At 60.5% G+C, this 15697-nt stretch carries 18 protein-coding genes; 13 read left to right on the top strand and 5 right to left on the bottom strand.

The window, feature by feature from the left end:
• Positions 1-53: 53 nt before the first annotated feature.
• The 7 genes from AC1DMK_RS02145 to AC1DMK_RS02175 all read left to right on the top strand — a co-directional run bounded on the left by AC1DMK_RS02145 (position 54) and on the right by AC1DMK_RS02175 (position 4973).
• Positions 54-485, top strand: a complete 432-nt coding sequence (locus AC1DMK_RS02145; protein WP_477856897.1) for a PaaI family thioesterase — start codon at positions 54-56, stop codon at positions 483-485.
• Positions 486-708: 223 nt separating this feature from the next.
• On the top strand, positions 709-1173 hold the full coding sequence (rplM, locus tag AC1DMK_RS02150; protein WP_037063363.1) for a 50S ribosomal protein L13: 465 nt from the start codon (positions 709-711) through the stop codon (positions 1171-1173).
• Between the two features lie 2 nt (positions 1174-1175).
• Complete coding sequence (gene rpsI, locus AC1DMK_RS02155; RefSeq protein ID WP_037063361.1) at positions 1176-1643, top strand: 30S ribosomal protein S9; 468 nt, start codon at positions 1176-1178, stop codon at positions 1641-1643.
• Positions 1644-1807: 164 nt separating this feature from the next.
• Complete coding sequence (locus tag AC1DMK_RS02160; RefSeq protein WP_477856864.1) at positions 1808-2110, top strand: putative quinol monooxygenase; 303 nt, start codon at positions 1808-1810, stop codon at positions 2108-2110.
• Positions 2111-2208: 98 nt separating this feature from the next.
• Positions 2209-3168 (top strand): agmatinase, encoded by a 960-nt coding sequence (speB, locus tag AC1DMK_RS02165; protein ID WP_037063358.1) that lies wholly within the window; start codon positions 2209-2211, stop codon positions 3166-3168.
• Between the two features lie 63 nt (positions 3169-3231).
• A complete protein-coding gene (gene argC, locus AC1DMK_RS02170; protein ID WP_477856866.1) occupies positions 3232-4164 on the top strand; it encodes an N-acetyl-gamma-glutamyl-phosphate reductase in 933 nt (310 codons plus the stop codon).
• Positions 4165-4181: 17 nt separating this feature from the next.
• A complete protein-coding gene (locus AC1DMK_RS02175; RefSeq protein ID WP_477856867.1) occupies positions 4182-4973 on the top strand; it encodes a sulfite exporter TauE/SafE family protein in 792 nt (263 codons plus the stop codon).
• Positions 4974-4982: 9 nt separating this feature from the next.
• Here AC1DMK_RS02175 and AC1DMK_RS02180 read toward each other — a convergent pair whose 3' ends face one another.
• Both AC1DMK_RS02180 and AC1DMK_RS02185 read right to left on the bottom strand, forming a co-directional pair.
• Entirely contained in the window at positions 4983-5390 is a 408-nt protein-coding gene (locus AC1DMK_RS02180; RefSeq protein WP_037063349.1) for a DoxX family protein, read from the bottom strand.
• A 132-nt stretch (positions 5391-5522) separates the two neighbouring features.
• Positions 5523-6419 (bottom strand): aminoglycoside phosphotransferase family protein, encoded by an 897-nt coding sequence (locus AC1DMK_RS02185; protein ID WP_477856869.1) that lies wholly within the window; start codon positions 6417-6419, stop codon positions 5523-5525.
• Positions 6420-6706: 287 nt separating this feature from the next.
• Between AC1DMK_RS02185 and AC1DMK_RS02190 the strand changes: the two genes are divergently transcribed.
• The 3 genes from AC1DMK_RS02190 to AC1DMK_RS02200 all read left to right on the top strand — a co-directional run bounded on the left by AC1DMK_RS02190 (position 6707) and on the right by AC1DMK_RS02200 (position 8230).
• Positions 6707-6850: a hypothetical protein gene (locus tag AC1DMK_RS02190; RefSeq protein WP_158447537.1), complete on the top strand. Its 144-nt coding sequence runs from the start codon at positions 6707-6709 to the stop codon at positions 6848-6850.
• A gap of 7 nt (positions 6851-6857) precedes the next feature.
• Positions 6858-7772, top strand: a complete 915-nt coding sequence (gene dapA / locus AC1DMK_RS02195; protein ID WP_477856871.1) for a 4-hydroxy-tetrahydrodipicolinate synthase — start codon at positions 6858-6860, stop codon at positions 7770-7772.
• Between the two features lie 155 nt (positions 7773-7927).
• The gene (locus AC1DMK_RS02200) at positions 7928-8230 is read left to right on the top strand and encodes a DUF1883 domain-containing protein (RefSeq protein WP_037063338.1); all 303 of its coding nucleotides are present in this window, start codon (positions 7928-7930) and stop codon (positions 8228-8230) included.
• Here the strand turns inward: AC1DMK_RS02200 and AC1DMK_RS02205 are convergent, their stop codons facing one another.
• Both AC1DMK_RS02205 and AC1DMK_RS02210 read right to left on the bottom strand, forming a co-directional pair.
• Positions 8231-9547: a replication-associated recombination protein A gene (locus tag AC1DMK_RS02205; protein WP_037063336.1), complete on the bottom strand. Its 1317-nt coding sequence runs from the start codon at positions 9545-9547 to the stop codon at positions 8231-8233.
• Positions 9544-10947, bottom strand: coding sequence for a DegQ family serine endoprotease (locus AC1DMK_RS02210; RefSeq protein WP_477856873.1), 1404 nt, complete (start codon positions 10945-10947; stop codon positions 9544-9546). Before AC1DMK_RS02210 ends, AC1DMK_RS02205 begins: the two co-directional genes overlap by 4 nt.
• Before the next feature lie 515 nt (positions 10948-11462).
• Between AC1DMK_RS02210 and AC1DMK_RS02215 the strand changes: the two genes are divergently transcribed.
• Positions 11463-11786 carry a lysozyme inhibitor LprI family protein gene (locus tag AC1DMK_RS02215; protein WP_037063330.1) on the top strand — a complete coding sequence of 108 codons (324 nt, stop codon included), beginning with the start codon at positions 11463-11465 and terminating at the stop codon, positions 11784-11786.
• A 53-nt stretch (positions 11787-11839) separates the two neighbouring features.
• Here the strand turns inward: AC1DMK_RS02215 and ilvD are convergent, their stop codons facing one another.
• Complete coding sequence (gene ilvD / locus AC1DMK_RS02220) at positions 11840-13678, bottom strand: dihydroxy-acid dehydratase (RefSeq protein WP_037063329.1); 1839 nt, start codon at positions 13676-13678, stop codon at positions 11840-11842.
• 327 nt (positions 13679-14005) lie between these two features.
• Here ilvD and msrP point away from each other — a divergent pair, with 327 nt between their 5' ends.
• Positions 14006-14953 carry a protein-methionine-sulfoxide reductase catalytic subunit MsrP gene (gene msrP / locus AC1DMK_RS02225; RefSeq protein ID WP_477856874.1) on the top strand — a complete coding sequence of 316 codons (948 nt, stop codon included), beginning with the start codon at positions 14006-14008 and terminating at the stop codon, positions 14951-14953.
• Positions 14953-15612: a protein-methionine-sulfoxide reductase heme-binding subunit MsrQ gene (gene msrQ, locus AC1DMK_RS02230; RefSeq protein WP_477856876.1), complete on the top strand. Its 660-nt coding sequence runs from the start codon at positions 14953-14955 to the stop codon at positions 15610-15612. The genes msrP and msrQ overlap by 1 nt, the downstream gene beginning before the upstream one ends.
• Positions 15613-15697 lie beyond the last annotated feature (85 nt).

Here is a 15697-nt window from a genome sequence, read left to right on the forward strand (position 1 = left end):
CATTTCATGCTAACAGTTCTGCCATAAGCCATGAACAATTTCGAGAAGAAGCGATGCAGTTGGTCATGACGATCGAGGAGGTCAACCGGTTTCTGGAGACGGATTTTCCGCAGATCCACACCGATGGGCGTGTCTTTGCAGTGACCGACATCGCACCGGGCCGCGCTTGCATGCGGCTCGAACCCGCCGAGCGGCATCTGAGACCCGGTGGCACGGTGTCCGGCCCTGCCCTGTTCACGCTGGCCGATGTCACCGCCTATGTTGCCGTGCTCGCGCATATCGGCCCGGTGGCGCTGGCTGTGACGACCAGCCTGAACATCAATTTCCTGCGGCTGCCAAAGCCACTGCCGACCACGTGCACCTGCAAGATCCTGAAACTCGGCAAACGCCTCGCCATCATGGAAGCATCCATTTTTCAACAAGACCCGGATGAACTGGTCGCCCATGCAACAGTAACGTACTCGATTCCACCGCGACAAATTTGAGGTATCAAAATACCACATATCTAAGCTATTGATTTTGCTATTTTGTTTTTCCAATCGTCCCTGTCATCAATCTTGACCGGAAAGGTGTTTGCTTCTATACACGCCACCAGAACGCAGCCTTTCCCGGCTGCTTTCTTTTTGGTGCGCCCATTGGCCATCAAATCAAGCAACAAGAAACGCCCTTTCGCCTTCGGGCCAAGGGATCCGAAAGAGAGTAACTACTATGGCAACCTTCTCCCAGAAGCCTGCAGAGGTGGAGAAGAAGTGGGTGATCATCGACGCCGAAGGGCTTGTCGTTGGCCGTCTCGCTTCTGTTATCGCTATGCGTCTGCGTGGCAAGCACAAGGCTACCTTTACGCCTCACGTTGACGACGGCGACAACGTTATCGTCATCAACGCCGACAAGGTCGTATTCACCGGCAAGAAGTATTCCGACAAGGTTTACTACTGGCACACCGGTTATGCCGGCGGCATCAAGGAGCGTACCGCTCGCCAGATCATGGAAGGCCGCTTCCCGGAGCGCGTTCTTGAAAAGGCAGTTGAGCGTATGGTTCCGCGTGGCCCGCTCGGTCGTCGCCAGATGAAGAACCTTCGTGTTTACACCGGTTCCAACCATCCTCATGAAGCACAGCAGCCTGTCGCTCTCGACGTCGCCAAGCTGAACAAAAAGAACGTAAGGAGCGCCTAACAATGGCTGACCTCTCCTCCCTGAAGGATCTCGGCACGTCTTCCGAAGCAGCTGCTCCGGTTCACGTCCGTAAGGTCGACTCGCTTGGCCGTTCCTACGCGACCGGCAAGCGCAAGAACGCCGTTGCCCGCGTCTGGATCAAGCCTGGCTCCGGCAAGATCGTCGTCAACGGCAAGGAATTTGCGGAGTACTTCGCACGTCCGGTTCTGCAGATGATTCTGCGCCAGCCGATCGTTGCTGCTGCTCGTGACGGCCAGTTCGACGTCATCGCAACGGTTGCCGGCGGCGGTCTTTCCGGCCAGGCCGGTGCCGTTCGTCACGGCGTGTCCAAGGCACTCACCTACTTCGAACCGGGCCTGCGCGCGGTTCTGAAGAAGGGTGGCTTCCTGACCCGCGACAGCCGCGTTGTCGAGCGTAAGAAGTACGGCAAGGCCAAGGCCCGCCGTTCGTTCCAGTTCTCCAAGCGTTAATCGCTTACCGAGAATACGGGAATTACGAAGGCCGGGTTTTTGCCCGGCCTTTTTCTTTGCCGGCTCGGCCCTTTTTTCCCTGGCGGATTGACGAAGTCATTCAAGCCGGTCGCGACTTGGTGGTAGGTTGCGCTCGGGTGAAGGCGCGCACAGAGGAGACGACGATGACCAAACTTGCTCTCTACGTTGAACTCAAAGCCAAAGCCGGCAAGGAAGAAGAGGTCGCGCAATTCTTGACAAGCGCGCAGGCGTTGGTGGCCGCCGAGCCCGCAACGATCGCATGGTTCGCGATTCGCCATGACCACAATACATTTGCGATCTTCGATGCCTTTGACAATGAGGCCGGCAGACAGGCGCATCTGACCGGCAAGGTGGCGGCCGCCCTGATGGCGCGAGCGGGCGAACTTTTTGAAATACCACCGCGAATCGGACGCCCCGAGGTCTTGGCAGACCGCCTGCCCGGCTGATTTACTGCCGGCGGCGAGGCCGGCCGGCTCCGGCCTCCCGCATTTCGAAAGATGTTTTTGATCAGCACAGTTCTTTCATCCATCCAGAGGAGCAGATCTTGGCGAACAAGTCGATCGACCATGCCTTCACGGCAACCAGCCTCACTTCCGCTGCGACGGACCCGACATTTGCCGGCGCGCTGTCTTTCATGCGCCGGCGCTTCACGAAGGACCTCACCGGCGTGGATGCCGTCGTGTGGGGCATCCCCTTCGATGCGGCGACTTCCAATCGACCGGGGACTCGTTTCGGGCCGCAGGCGATCCGGCGCGCATCGGCGATCTTCGACAACGATCCGCAGTATCCGTTCAACCGCGATCTCTTCGCCGAGATGGCGGTCATCGACTACGGCGATTGCCTGCTGGATTATGGCAATCACCAAGAAACGCCTGCCGCGATCGAGCAACAGTCAAAGACGATCGTAGACAGCGGCGCCTTCGTCCTGACGCTCGGCGGCGACCATTATGTCACCTGGCCGATCCTCAAGGCCCATGCGGCGAAGCACGGCCCGCTGGCGCTCGTGCAGTTCGACGCGCATCAGGATACGTGGTTCGACGACAACAGGCGCATCGATCACGGTTCCTTCGTGGCGCGCGCAGCGCGCGATGGCATCATCGACCCGGACCGCTCAATCCAGATCGGCATCCGCACCCACGCACCTGAAGACTTCGGCATTCAGATTCTCTATGGCCACCAGGTCGAAGACATGAGTGCCAACGACATCGCGGCAACCATCATCTCGCATACCCGGGGGGCGCCCGCTTATCTGAGCTTCGACATCGATTGCCTGGATCCGGCCTATGCGCCAGGCACCGGAACACCTGTTTCGGGTGGTCCGTCGAGCGCGAAAATCCTCTCCGTGCTGCAACGGCTGCACCAGCTCGACATCCGCGGCGCCGACGTCGTCGAAGTCTCACCGCCCTACGACCATGCAGATATCACCGCCATTGCGGGCGCGACGGTCGCGATGTATATGCTGGGACTGCATGCCGAACGGCGCGCTGCAGCGTCAGACGGCTGACTCATCCAACTCGCAAAATGATTCCGGATTTCTTTCTAACCTATTGAAAGTGTGAGCAAGACAATGGCACCGAAGATCTTCATCGATGGCGAACACGGCACAACGGGCTTGCAGATCCGCACGCGCATGGCCGGACGCCGGGATGTCGAGCTTCTGTCCATTCCGGAAGCCGAGCGGCGCAATGCCGCGATCCGCGAAGACATGCTAAACAGCGCCGATATCGCCATCCTGTGCCTGCCTGACGACGCTTCCAAGGAAGCAGTGCAGATGGTTTCGGCCAACAACAATGTGCGCGTCATCGACACGTCGACGGCCTTCCGCGTCACTCCCTCCTGGGCCTACGGCTTTGCGGAGATGGACAAGGAGCAGGCCGAGAAGATCAAGGCCGCCCGTTTCGTGGCAAACCCAGGCTGCTATCCCACGGGCGCCATCGGCCTCATCCGGCCACTGCGCGCAGCAGGAATGCTGCCGGACGGTTATCCGGTCACTGTCAACGCTGTGTCGGGCTACACCGGCGGCGGCAAGCAGATGATCGCGCAAATCGAAGACCAGAGCCGCGACGATGCCATTTCGGCGCCTCACTTTCTTTACGGCCTGCCGCTGACGCACAAGCACGTGCCCGAAATGAAGATCCATGGCCTGCTCGACCGCGCGCCGATCTTCTCCCCGTCGGTCGGCAGATTCGCGCAGGGCATGATCGTGCAGGTGCCGCTTTATCTCGATGAACTTGCTGAGGGCTCCACACTAGAGGGCATTCACGCAGCATTGGCGGCCCATTATGCGGGTCAGGACATCGTGACGGTCGTGCCACTTGAGGAGAGCCGCGGGCTTTCCCGCGTGGACGCTGTGGAACTCGCCGGCAAGGATACGATGAAGCTCTTCGTGTTCGGCACGCCGGGCACTTCGCAGGTGAACCTCGTCGCGCTACTCGACAACCTCGGCAAGGGTGCATCGGGCGCAGCGGTGCAGAACATGGATCTGATGCTGGCCTCGTAATTCCGGGCCGCCTCTCCATGACTTTCGGCGCTTGGATGTCCGACCTCAACACATCATTTGCCGCCGCGCTGCCTGATCACGGGCTTTACGCATTGATTGCAATCGCTTTCGTCGCAGGGCTTGCCCGCGGTTTCTCCGGTTTCGGGGCGGCTCTGATCTTCATACCGCTCGGCGGCGCGATCATCGGGCCAAAACTCATTTCACCCGTTCTTCTGGTGATCGACGGACTGGCGACACTCAGCATGATCCCACCTGCCTGGAAAAGCGCCAACAGACGCGACGTTTTCACGATGGCCATCGGCGCAGCGCTCGGTGTCCCCGCAGGCACCGCCGTTCTGGCGCTGATGGACCCACTCATTCTGCGCTGGGCCATCACGATCATCGCCGCCTGCCTGCTCGCCCTCCTCGTCTCCGGCTGGCGCTTCCACGGCGAGCCGCGCACCTACTTCACCACCGCAGTCGGTCTGGTCGCCGGCCTGTTCAGCGGCGCAGCCCAGCTCGGTGGCCCACCCGTCGTTGCCTATTGGCTCGGTGGGAAGACCGACTTTGCCAGGGTCAGAGCCAACGTCATTCTCTATTTCTCGATATCGACCTGCTTCAGCGTCGTCAGTTACTACGCCGGCGGCCTGTTCGTGCAGGCGGTGTTTGCACTGACTGTCATCATCCTGCCGAGCTATGCGGTCGGCTTGTTCGCAGGCTCCAGACTGTTCGGCCTTGCAAAGGAAAGCACCTTTCGGATCATCTGCTATGTGCTGATCGGCACCTCCGCCGCCATCGGAATGCCCGCCCTCGACGGCATATTGCGTTAACGCGCGAAATCAGGCGGTTCGACGCGCGAGGCCCGCTTTCACGACCAACGCATCGCCCGGACCATGGACGGCCGCAAACAGCAGTCCGGCGAGGAATGTGAAGTGGTCGATAAAAAATCCAAACTCTGCCTGGCTTCCACTCCAACGACCGGGGCCGTGGAATGCGAAGGCAAGAAAGACAACGTAGATTCCAGCTAGCAGCGACGCCTCGGAAAAGAAGGCACCTGTCAGCAAAGCAAGGGCGAGCGCAAGTTCGAAGAAGGCCGCGACCCAGGCTAGGAAAAGCGGGAAGGGAAAACCCGCAGCGGCAATGAAGCTTGCGGTCGACTGCATATCGAGGAACTTGAAGCTCGTCGCCATGACAAAGACGGCACCAAAGATCAGTCGCGCGATGAGGATTGCGATTGTCTTGCTCATGTCAGTCTCCTCCTTGGCCGCAATGGGCTCTCAATGGTCTACTTGTCCGCTGCACTGTGATCGCTGCCTTCCGGTATATGCCAAGGACGGCGCAGAGCCTCTCTTTCCGACAACGGAGCTTGTCTTTTTCAATCATGCCCATTCGCGGTGGTCGGCCAAAACGTCATCGATCACCCGCCACGACCTCTCAACTCCGGACTGGCTGGCGCCCGCCGTCCCCGCCGCGACGATCAGCGCCTTCCACAGCGTCCAGCCGCGCCCGCGCGCCCAGGTTCCCTTGTCGAGCGGTCGGGCCTTGCGAAAGGCCTCGCGGCTCTCCCCTTCGAACAGGTGCCAGGTAATCGCGAGATCGCAGGCAGGGTCACCGATGCCGGATGTGCCAAAATCGATGACTGCGCTGAGGCTGCCATCCTCGACGAGGAGGTTGCCGTAGGCGACGTCTCCATGGAACCAGACGGGCGGCCCACACCAGGAGGTCGAAAGCCCCGCCTCCCATACTTCGGTCGCGGCCTTCACGTCGATCCTTCCGTCAAGAGCCAGCAACGCCCTGCGGGTCTCGGTATCGTACACGTGTAGTGTCCCTCCGCGGTGGAAGTTATGCGGGCCGGGCAGCGGCCCTCCTGTCGCATCCACCCGCTGCAGCGCGTCCAGAAAGCCGGCGAGCGTCAGGGCGAATTCCGTGAGATCTGCAATCCGTTCTATTCGGGCAGTCTCACCCTCGCGCCACTCGTAGACGGACCACGGCCACGGGTAGGACTTGGCCGGACGGCCCATTGCAAGCGGCAACGGGATCGCCAGCGGTAGTTGGGGCGCGAGGATCGGCAGCCAATGCTGTTCCTTTGCGACCTGATCGGCATAGTGCGTAGCGCTCGGCAGCCGCACCGTCATGCGATCGCCGAGGTGAAACGTCCTGTTGTCCCAGCCACCGAGTTCGACCGGCTTCACCGGCAATGTAGACCATTGGGGAAACTGCTGTTCAATCAGCCGGCGCACGAGCGCCGTATCGATCAAGGGCTGTTCTATCGACATATCAAGCGCTTCTGGCTCCTTCGGATGTGGCGCGATAGTGTTCGACATTCAGACCGACAGATCAAGCCGGCATGGCTCGTCTTCTGATTCAAGCGCCTCTGAGATCGATTCCGAGGTCGCCGACAAGAACCTGATTTCGCATGCAATTCCGGCGTCGGAACCACCGCGAATGACGGCTGTCTTTTATACCATTTCTATTTCTTTCGGTCCTGGTCCGAATGGATTTCCTAGGTCGAAAGGCGCTAGCCTGTGCCTGCAATCCAGAGGTAGAAGCAATGCGATATTTCATGTCTGTGAACTTTCTCGTCGCCCGGCCGCGAAAGCCGATGCCGAGGCGACAGATGCGCGAAAGGCGAACGGCGCAGGCGCTGATCATATTCGGTATCGTGCTCGCCACCGTCGAGCTCTATGTAATTCTTGGCGGTTTCTGAGGCGCAGATGCGAGCGAGCACTTCGTTGCGCCTCGGCACCATCACGACGGCGCTCACCACACCGTTTCGCGACGACAAAGTCGATTTCGCGGCGCTGGAACATCAGGCGGAACGGCAGATTCGTTCCGGCATTGACGGCCTGGCGGTATGCACGGTGACCGGCGAGGGCCCAACTCTCTCCGTGGAGGAGCGGGCCGCAGTGATTCGGACGTGTATCAGGGTCGCGGCAGGCCGCGTGCCGGTCATTGCCGCCACTGGCACCAATTCCACGTCGGGCACCGTCGCCCTCACCCAACAGGCAGAAGAGCTGGGAGCCAGCGCGGCTCTGGTTACACTCCCCTACTATTCCAAGCCGGGGCAGAAGGGCATCGTGCATCACTTCGAGATGCTGGCGGCCGCAACAACGCTGCCCCTGATCGCCGAGAGCACCCCGTCTCGTTGTGCCATTGGTCTTTCACTGGAGACGCTTGAAGCTTTTTCCTGCATCCCGTCGATCGTCGGCTTGGTGGGGGCGCTCGGGAATTGCGCCTGCTCGAGCGCGCTGCCGCCGCATCTGCGCGGTCGGTTCACTTTCCTGTCCAATAGCGACGACACAGCCATCGCCTTTTTGAGCCAGCGCGGCGACGGCATTATCTCAGCTGGAGCGAATGTCCATCCTCGACTGTTTGCCTCGCTTCACCAGGCGGCACGTGCCGGAAATATCCTCGCCGCACTGGCACTTGAAGGACGGCTGCTCCCTCTTATGCGGGCGCTGGGACCCGATGGGGATCCGTCCGCGATCAAACACGCACTGTGCGTTCTGCTCGATACAGGCGCCACTGTGCGGCTGCCGATGGTCGCGCTGGATCCTGACGAGAAGGCTTCAGTCTTCGATGCCCTGACTATGGTTTCCGATCTTGGCAGAAGATCCATATCTGTATGATATTATTAGTTTTTTATAATTTCCAACAATGGAACTGGCATCCATCCGCGCTCAAGTTGACAGGCACCGGCTCGAAACGCGCGCGAGAAGCCGCAAACCCTTCCTTAACCCGGCGCTGCTAGTTTGAGCGTATAGATCACTGACGCCAGAGACCGATGTCGAAACCGAATTTTCGCTTTACCCACTACGATCTCAAAGACCAGCGGGCCGGGACGATCATCGAGGTGACGCTGAACGCGGTCGCGAATGTGCGGCTGATGACCGCGCCGAACTACCAGCGCTTCACCGAAGTCCTGGATTTCAAGTATGTTGGCGGTATCGCCCGCAAATCCCCCATCCGCATGCCCATCCCCGAAAGCGGCCACTGGCATCTTGTGGTCGACATGGAAGGCCACCACGGGCTCGCGGAGTCCTCGGTCAGGATCACTCCGCCTGCTGGACAGATGCGGGCATCGTAATCAGCGTTGATTGCGCTCGTTCCTGAGTTTCGACCACCATTCCAGACGCTTGCGGATATCGCGCTCGAAGCCTCGTTCGGGTGGATCGTAAAATGTTTGGCGACCCATCTTCTCTGGGAAGTAATCCTGACCGGAGAAGGCATCCGGCTCGTCGTGGTCATAGCGATAGCCGTCGCCGTAGCCCTCGCCCTTCATCAGCTTTGTCGGTGCGTTCAGGATATGCTTGGGCGGCAGGAGCGAGCCATTCTGCTTGGCGGCCTGCGTAGCGGCCTTGAATGCAGTGTAGACTGCGTTCGACTTCGGCGCGGTGGCGAGATAGACGCAGGCTTGTGCCAGCGCCAACTCGCCCTCGGGAGACCCGAGATAGTCGTAGGCGTCCTTGGCGGCGTTGCAGATCACCAGCGCTTGCGGATCGGCAAGGCCGATATCCTCCACAGCCATGCGCACAAGCCGCCGACCGAGGTAGAGCGGATCTTCTCCCGCATCGAACATGCGCGCGAGATAGTAAAGCGCTGCGTCGGGATCCGAACCTCGTACGGACTTATGCAATGCGGAAATGAGGTTGTAGTGCCCATCCTGCGCTTTGTCGTAGACCGGTGCGCGGCGCTGCACGATGCGGGTCAGGCCCTGCGTATCGAACGTCTCGCCCTCTCGCGCCGCGCGCCAGATTTCCTCGGCGAGCGTGAGCACGGCCCGGCCATCGCCATCTGCCATGCGCAGAAGGCTTACCCTTGCCTCCGGCGTCAGGGGCAATGCCTTTTCTTCGGTTGTCTCCGCACGGTTCAGCAACTCTGCAAGGCTCTCGTCATCGTGCGACTTGAAGGTCAGGACGCGTGCACGAGAGAGAAGAGCGGCATTGAGCTCGAATGACGGGTTTTCCGTGGTAGCTCCGACGAGGATCACAGTGCCGTCTTCCATGACAGGCAGAAAACTATCCTGCTGAGCGCGGTTGAAGCGATGGATCTCGTCCACGAACAGCAGCGTCTGGCGACCGTCCATGCGGCGCAGCCGAGCGCCTTCGAAGACCTTCTTCAGGTCGGCCACGCCGGAGAAGATTGCGGATATCTGCTCGAAGGCAAGACCGGCCTCGCCGGAGAGCAGTCGCGCGACCGTGGTTTTTCCTGTCCCGGGCGGTCCCCAGAAGATCATTGATCCCAACGAGCCACTCTCAATCATCCGCCGCAGCACGCCATCCTCACCGGTCAAATGCTCCTGGCCGGTGACCTCGGCCAGCGTTTGCGGACGGAGCCGATCCGCGAGCGGCCGCCGGTTGGCGACCTCCTGCGGAATGCGCGGCGCGAAGAGATCGTTGCTCATCGGAAGAACTGCCGGACACGCTGGCCGTCGCGTTCGATCTCGACACGCCAGAAGCTCGGTTCCTGGCTCGCCATTGCGGCGAGATCCTTGGTGGTTTTCACTTCCGTGCCGTTGATGGACACGATGATATCCTTCGGTTCGAAGCCCAGGCGGGCAGCGAGGGATTCGTCCTTCACCTCGGATACGACGACGCCTGATGATTCCGACGGCATGCGCAGCTCGTCGGCAACCCGCGGCGAGAGGTTTTCGACGACAGCGCCGGTAAAGGGCGAGTGTCCGCCTATGGTGCGCTGATCGCGGGGCGCGGTTTCGGGCGCCCGTCCGAGTGCGATGGAAACCGTCTGCTCTCGACCACTCTCGATAACTGTCAGGTTGACCGATTTGCCGAGACCGGCCGTCGTCAGTCTGTAGAGCAGCGCATCCGGGTGTTCGACCGGAACACCATCGACCGCCGTTACCACCTGACCGGCCTTCAGGCCAGCCTTTGCGGCGGGTCCGCCGTCCGTAACCTTGACCACGATCGCCCCGCGTGCCTTGGCAAGCCCCAGTGCATCGGCCACCTCGGAGGTAACAGCGTCGAACGTCGCGCCGACATAGGGCCTCTCGAATGATTTTACGCCCGCATCGGCCGACGTCAGGAAAACCTTGACCAGATTGGCGGGGATGGCGAAGCCAATGCCGTTGGAACCGCCGCCGCGCGAGAAGATCGCGGTGTTGATACCGATCAGCTCACCCTTCATGTTCATCAACGCACCGCCGGAATTGCCGGGGTTGATCGATGCATCCGTCTGGATGAAGAAGCCGAACTCATTCTTGACAACCTGGTTGCGGGCAAGTGCCGATACGATGCCGCTCGTGACGGTCTGCCCGACACCGAAGGGGTTGCCGATTGCCAACACCAGGTCACCGACCTCGACGGCGTCCGAGTTTCCGATCGGAAGTGCAGGAAAGGTTTCCTTGGTCTCGATCTTCAATACAGCAAGATCGAGACGGTCGTCCTTCAGCACGACMTTGCATGGAAACTCCCGGCCATCGGAGAGAGCGACCTTGATGTCATCCGCGCCGTCGATGACGTGGTTGTTGGTTACCACAGTCCCATTTGCCTCAACGATGACGCCGGAGCCGAGCGAGGATTGCTTCTCGCTGCGATTGGGCATTTGCTGGCCGAAGAACTGTTCGAAGAAGGGGTCGCCGGCAAAGGGCGACTGGCGCCGCACTGTCTTCTCCGCATAGACGTTGACGACAGCCCCGGTCGTCTGCTTGACCAGCGGAGCAAACGACAACTGCATTTCCACCTGGCTCTGCGGCACGGTCTTGGCAGTTTGGGCATAGGCATCGAGCGGCAGTGCAAGCACCAGAGCGAGCATCGGCAAAGAGGCGCGCTTCAATAGGTCGTGCATGGGAATCCCTTCTGAAATACTCTTGAGAGGACGTTGTAGCGTCGGACGCTAGAAAGGAAAGAGGGCGGAAGCATGGAAGAATGCGAGCGCTCACGCGATGCTGAAGCTGGCTGTCAAAATGAGTCAGGAACAGCCGCCATGTTGCTGATATCAAAGCCAAACCCTGGGCAAGTCACCAAAACGACGCCCGATTGTCGCTTTGGCTTGCCATCCGCGATGACTACCTCCCCTGGCATACCTGAGCAGTGGTTGTCGCTGTGGCTTCCCATGCGCATCCAACCGTCGACCCGATCATCGTAGCAATCGGCATCATGACGACAATCGGCGCGGTTGATGGGCGCGTTTTGCAGGACGGCGGCAGAGCGCCTTGCGCATCCCGTCAGCCACACCCGGCTGCTTTTTGTCTTGCCGTCTTGCTGTGCTGCATCATTTTCATCGCTATGGCCCTGATGGGAGCCAGATAGCAATGGTACAGGAACGAATGCATGACGCGATATTGCAACCCCTTCCTCCCTATGGCCGCCGCCACTCTGGCCCTCATATCCAGCATCGCCAATGCGGCGAGCTTCAACTGCGAAAACAAGGAATTGAAGCCCGACGAGAAGGCGATCTGCGACACCCGGGCTCTCAACGATGCCGACGTGAAGATGGTGACCACCTTCGACCTTCTCTCGGGGCTTATGGCCATGGGCGCACGCGGGGCGCTGCAGGACGAGCAGACGGCGTGGCTCAAGACGAGACAGACATGCGGGGCGGATGCGAGTTGCATCAAGGCAGCCTATGAGGAGCGCTTGAGGCAACTGGACGAAACCTACAAAAAAATAAACCGGCCGCTTTGAAGCGACCGGCCTTGAGCAGCTGACTCTCAATCAGCGGGTCAGGAATTGGGACGTCAGCGGCCACCGAGATCACGGACTGCGCCGCGATCAGCGCTGGTCGCAAAGGCAGCATAGGCCCTGAGCGCGGTGGTGACGTTGCGCTTGCGCGGTTCTGCCGGATGCCAGCCCTTTTCCTCCTGCTCGGCGCGACGCGTAGCAAGTTCCTTGTCATCGACGCGCAGGTTGATGGTGCGGTTCGGGATGTCGATGTCGATCATGTCGCCCTCGCGGACCAGACCGATCGTGCCGCCATTGGCCGCTTCGGGAGAAGCGTGGCCGATCGACAGACCCGAAGTGCCGCCGGAGAAGCGGCCATCGGTTATCAGCGCGCAGGCCTTGCCGAGGCCCTTCGACTTCAGATAGCTGGTCGGATAGAGCATTTCCTGCATGCCAGGGCCGCCCTTCGGCCCTTCGTAGCGGATGACGACGACGTCGCCGGCCTTGACCTCGTTGGCAAGGATTGCCTTGACGGAGGCATCCTGGCTTTCGAAGACACGCGCAGGGCCTGAGAACTTCAGGATCGATTCATCGACGCCCGCCGTTTTCACGATGCAGCCGTCAAGCGCCAGATTTCCCTTGAGGACAGCAAGGCCGCCATCTTTGGAAAACGGATGTTGGGCGTCACGGATGACGCCTTTTTCACGGTCGACGTCAAGCTCTTCCCAGCGCGAACTCTGGCTGAAGGCAACCTGCGTCGGAACGCCGCCTGGCGCTGCGCTGAAGAGCTCAAGGGCTGCCTTGTTGTCGGTGACGGCAATGTCCCACTGAGCGAGCGCCTCCCGCATCGTCGGGGCGTGGACGGTCGGGAGATCGACGTTGAGCAGGCCAGCGCGGTTCAGTTCGCCCAGGATCGCCATGATGCCGCCGGCACGATGCACGTCTTCCATGTGAACGTCGGCCTTTGCGGGCGCGACCTTCGAGAGACATGGCACGCGACGGGACAAGCGGTCGATGTCGTCCATGGTGAAATCGATCTCGCCCTCGTGGGCAGCCGCCAGAATATGAAGCACGGTATTGGTTGAACCACCCATGGCGATATCGAGCGCCATGGCGTTTTCGAAGGCGCCCTTGCTGGCGATGGTGCGTGGCAAGGCGGTAGCGTCGTCCTGCTCGTAGTAGCGCTTGGCCAAGTCGACGACGCGACGGCCGGCTTCAAGGAAAAGCCCCTTGCGGTCAGAATGCGTGGCCAACGTCGAACCGTTGCCGGGCAGCGATAGGCCAAGGGCTTCAGTCAGACAGTTCATCGAATTTGCCGTGAACATGCCGGAGCAGGAACCGCAGGTCGGGCACGCCGAGCGCTCGATGACGGCGACGTCCTCATCGCTGATCTTATCGTCGGCGGCGGCCACCATGGCGTCGACCAGATCGAGCGCGACCTTTTTGCCATGCATCGTGACCTTGCCGGCCTCCATCGGACCGCCGGATACGAATACCGTCGGAATGTTGAGGCGCAGAGACGCCATCAGCATGCCGGGAGTGATCTTGTCGCAGTTGGAGATGCAGACCATGGCGTCGGCGCAGTGGGCGTTGACCATGTATTCGACGCTGTCGGCGATGAGTTCGCGCGACGGCAGAGAGTAAAGCATGCCATCGTGGCCCATGGCGATGCCGTCGTCGACGGCAATCGTGTTGAACTCCTTTGCGACGCCGCCTGCAGCTTCGATCTCGCGGGCGACCAGCTGGCCAAGGTCCTTGAGGTGGACGTGGCCGGGAACGAACTGGGTGAAGGAGTTCACCACAGCAATAATCGGCTTGCCGAAGTCAGCATCCTTCATGCCCGTTGCGCGCCAAAGGCCGCGCGCACCCGCCATGTTGCGGCCGTGGGTCGTGGTTCTGGAACGATAGACTGGCATAGGCGTATTCCTCAACGTGTCGGAAGTTGTCCACGATGCAGGGCGGCAAATTCTTGCGGCCGGGCAATCGCTGCTTTTGGAATTGTCGTAGTCCAAACGGCCTTTACTGTCACTACCGGGAAGGCCGAAAGCGGTACGCCATGTGCGTCCAGATGCCAATCGCGCATATACGTAGGCGTCAGGTGTTTTGTTACGGACTATCCCATCACAGCCGTACACAAAAAATTGGCTTCCCGCAGATAAGGAAGACGGCATAAACAATGATCCGGATACACGTATGATGCGTTCAAGGCATATGCCGAGCCATCATGCTCAGGAGGCCTCCCGATGCCAGCTTACCGCCCACCCAGAATAAGCTCCTCCGAGATCACGCCGCGTCAGGTGTATGTTCGACGCCGAGAGTTTCTTGGTGCGGCCGCACTTGGAGCCATGGCGCTTTACAGCGCAGGCAAGGCAAGTGCCGCCGCTCTCTCCGCCGTCGAGAGCAAGTATGCGGTCGATGAGAAAGCCACGCCGCTGAAGGACGTCACGACCTACAACAACTTCTACGAATTCGGCCTCGACAAGGGCGACCCCGCCGCATTGTCCGGCGACTTCAAGCCGCTGCCGTGGACGATCAAGGTCGATGGTATGGTCGGCAAGCCCGGCACATTCGATGTCGAGGCGCTGATGAAGGAGTTCCCGATCGAGAGCCGCACCTATCGGATGCGCTGCGTCGAAGCCTGGTCGATGGTGATCCCCTGGGACGGCTTTCCGCTGGCTGCGCTGCTCAGCAAGGTCGAGCCGCTCGGAAGCGCCAAGTATGTTGCCTTCGAAACCGTCGTGCGTCCGGAAGAAATGCCGGGCCAGAAAGGCATATTCCAGTCCCTGGAGTGGCCCTATGTCGAGGGCCTTCGCCTCGACGAGGCAAACCATCCGCTGACGCTGCTCGCCGTCGGCCTTTATGGTGAGACGCTGCCGAATCAGAACGGCGCGCCGATCCGGCTGGTCGTGCCGTGGAAGTACGGCTTCAAGGGCATCAAGTCGATCGTGCGGATCACGTTGACCGACAGGGAGCCGAAGAACACCTGGCAGGCGACGAACCCGCAGGAGTACGGCTTCTATGCCAACGTCAATCCGGCAGTTGATCATCCGCGCTGGAGCCAGGCGACCGAACGGCGCATCGGCGAAAGCGGCTTCTTCGGCGCCGGCCGCCATAAGACCCTGCCCTTTAACGGCTATGCCGCCGAGGTCGCTAGCCTCTACTCCGGCATGGATCTAAAGGCCAATTTCTGATGGCGGCCCTGTCGTTCAATCTGCCGAAACGTTGGCAGCCGGCGTCAGTCTGGCTGCTCTACGTGTTAGGTCTGATGCCGGCCGCCTGGACCTTCTATCTCGGCGCATCGGATCAACTCGGCGCCGACCCCGTCAAGACATTCGAGCTGTTTCTCGGCCTCTGGGCGATCCGCTTCCTCATCCTGACACTTGCGGTGAGCCCCGCCCGCGATCTCCTCGGCTGGAACTACCTGCGCTATCGCCGCGCACTTGGGCTACTCTGTTTTTACTATGTGGTGATGCATTTCACGGTCTATATGGTGCTGGATCAGGCCCTCGCCGTCTCTGCGGTCGTGGCCGATGTGCTGAAGCGCCCGTTTATCATGTTCGGGATGGCCGGGCTTTTACTGCTGGTTCCGCTAGCGGTCACGTCCAACAACTACTCGATCCGCAAGCTCGGACCGACATGGATCTGGCTGCACCGGCTCGTCTATGTCATTGCGGCCTGCGGCTCCATCCACTTCGCACTTTCAACGAAGCTGCTCGATCTCGAGCAATATATCTACGTCGGCCTGATCATCCTGCTTATCCTCTACCGATCCTGGCGGCCCATTGCCCGGAGCCGGAAGCCGGGGCGCGGCCGACAGAACGCTTCAGCGGCAGCACGGCCGGCAAGCTAGGGAGGGGCTATGGAGAACCCCTCGCCGTCGACCTCCGCCGCCGCGCGACTTTACAGCTAGTCGCCGCGGGTCAGGGGACGGCGGC

This window comes from Rhizobium sp. 05L419 (assembly GCF_056397845.1).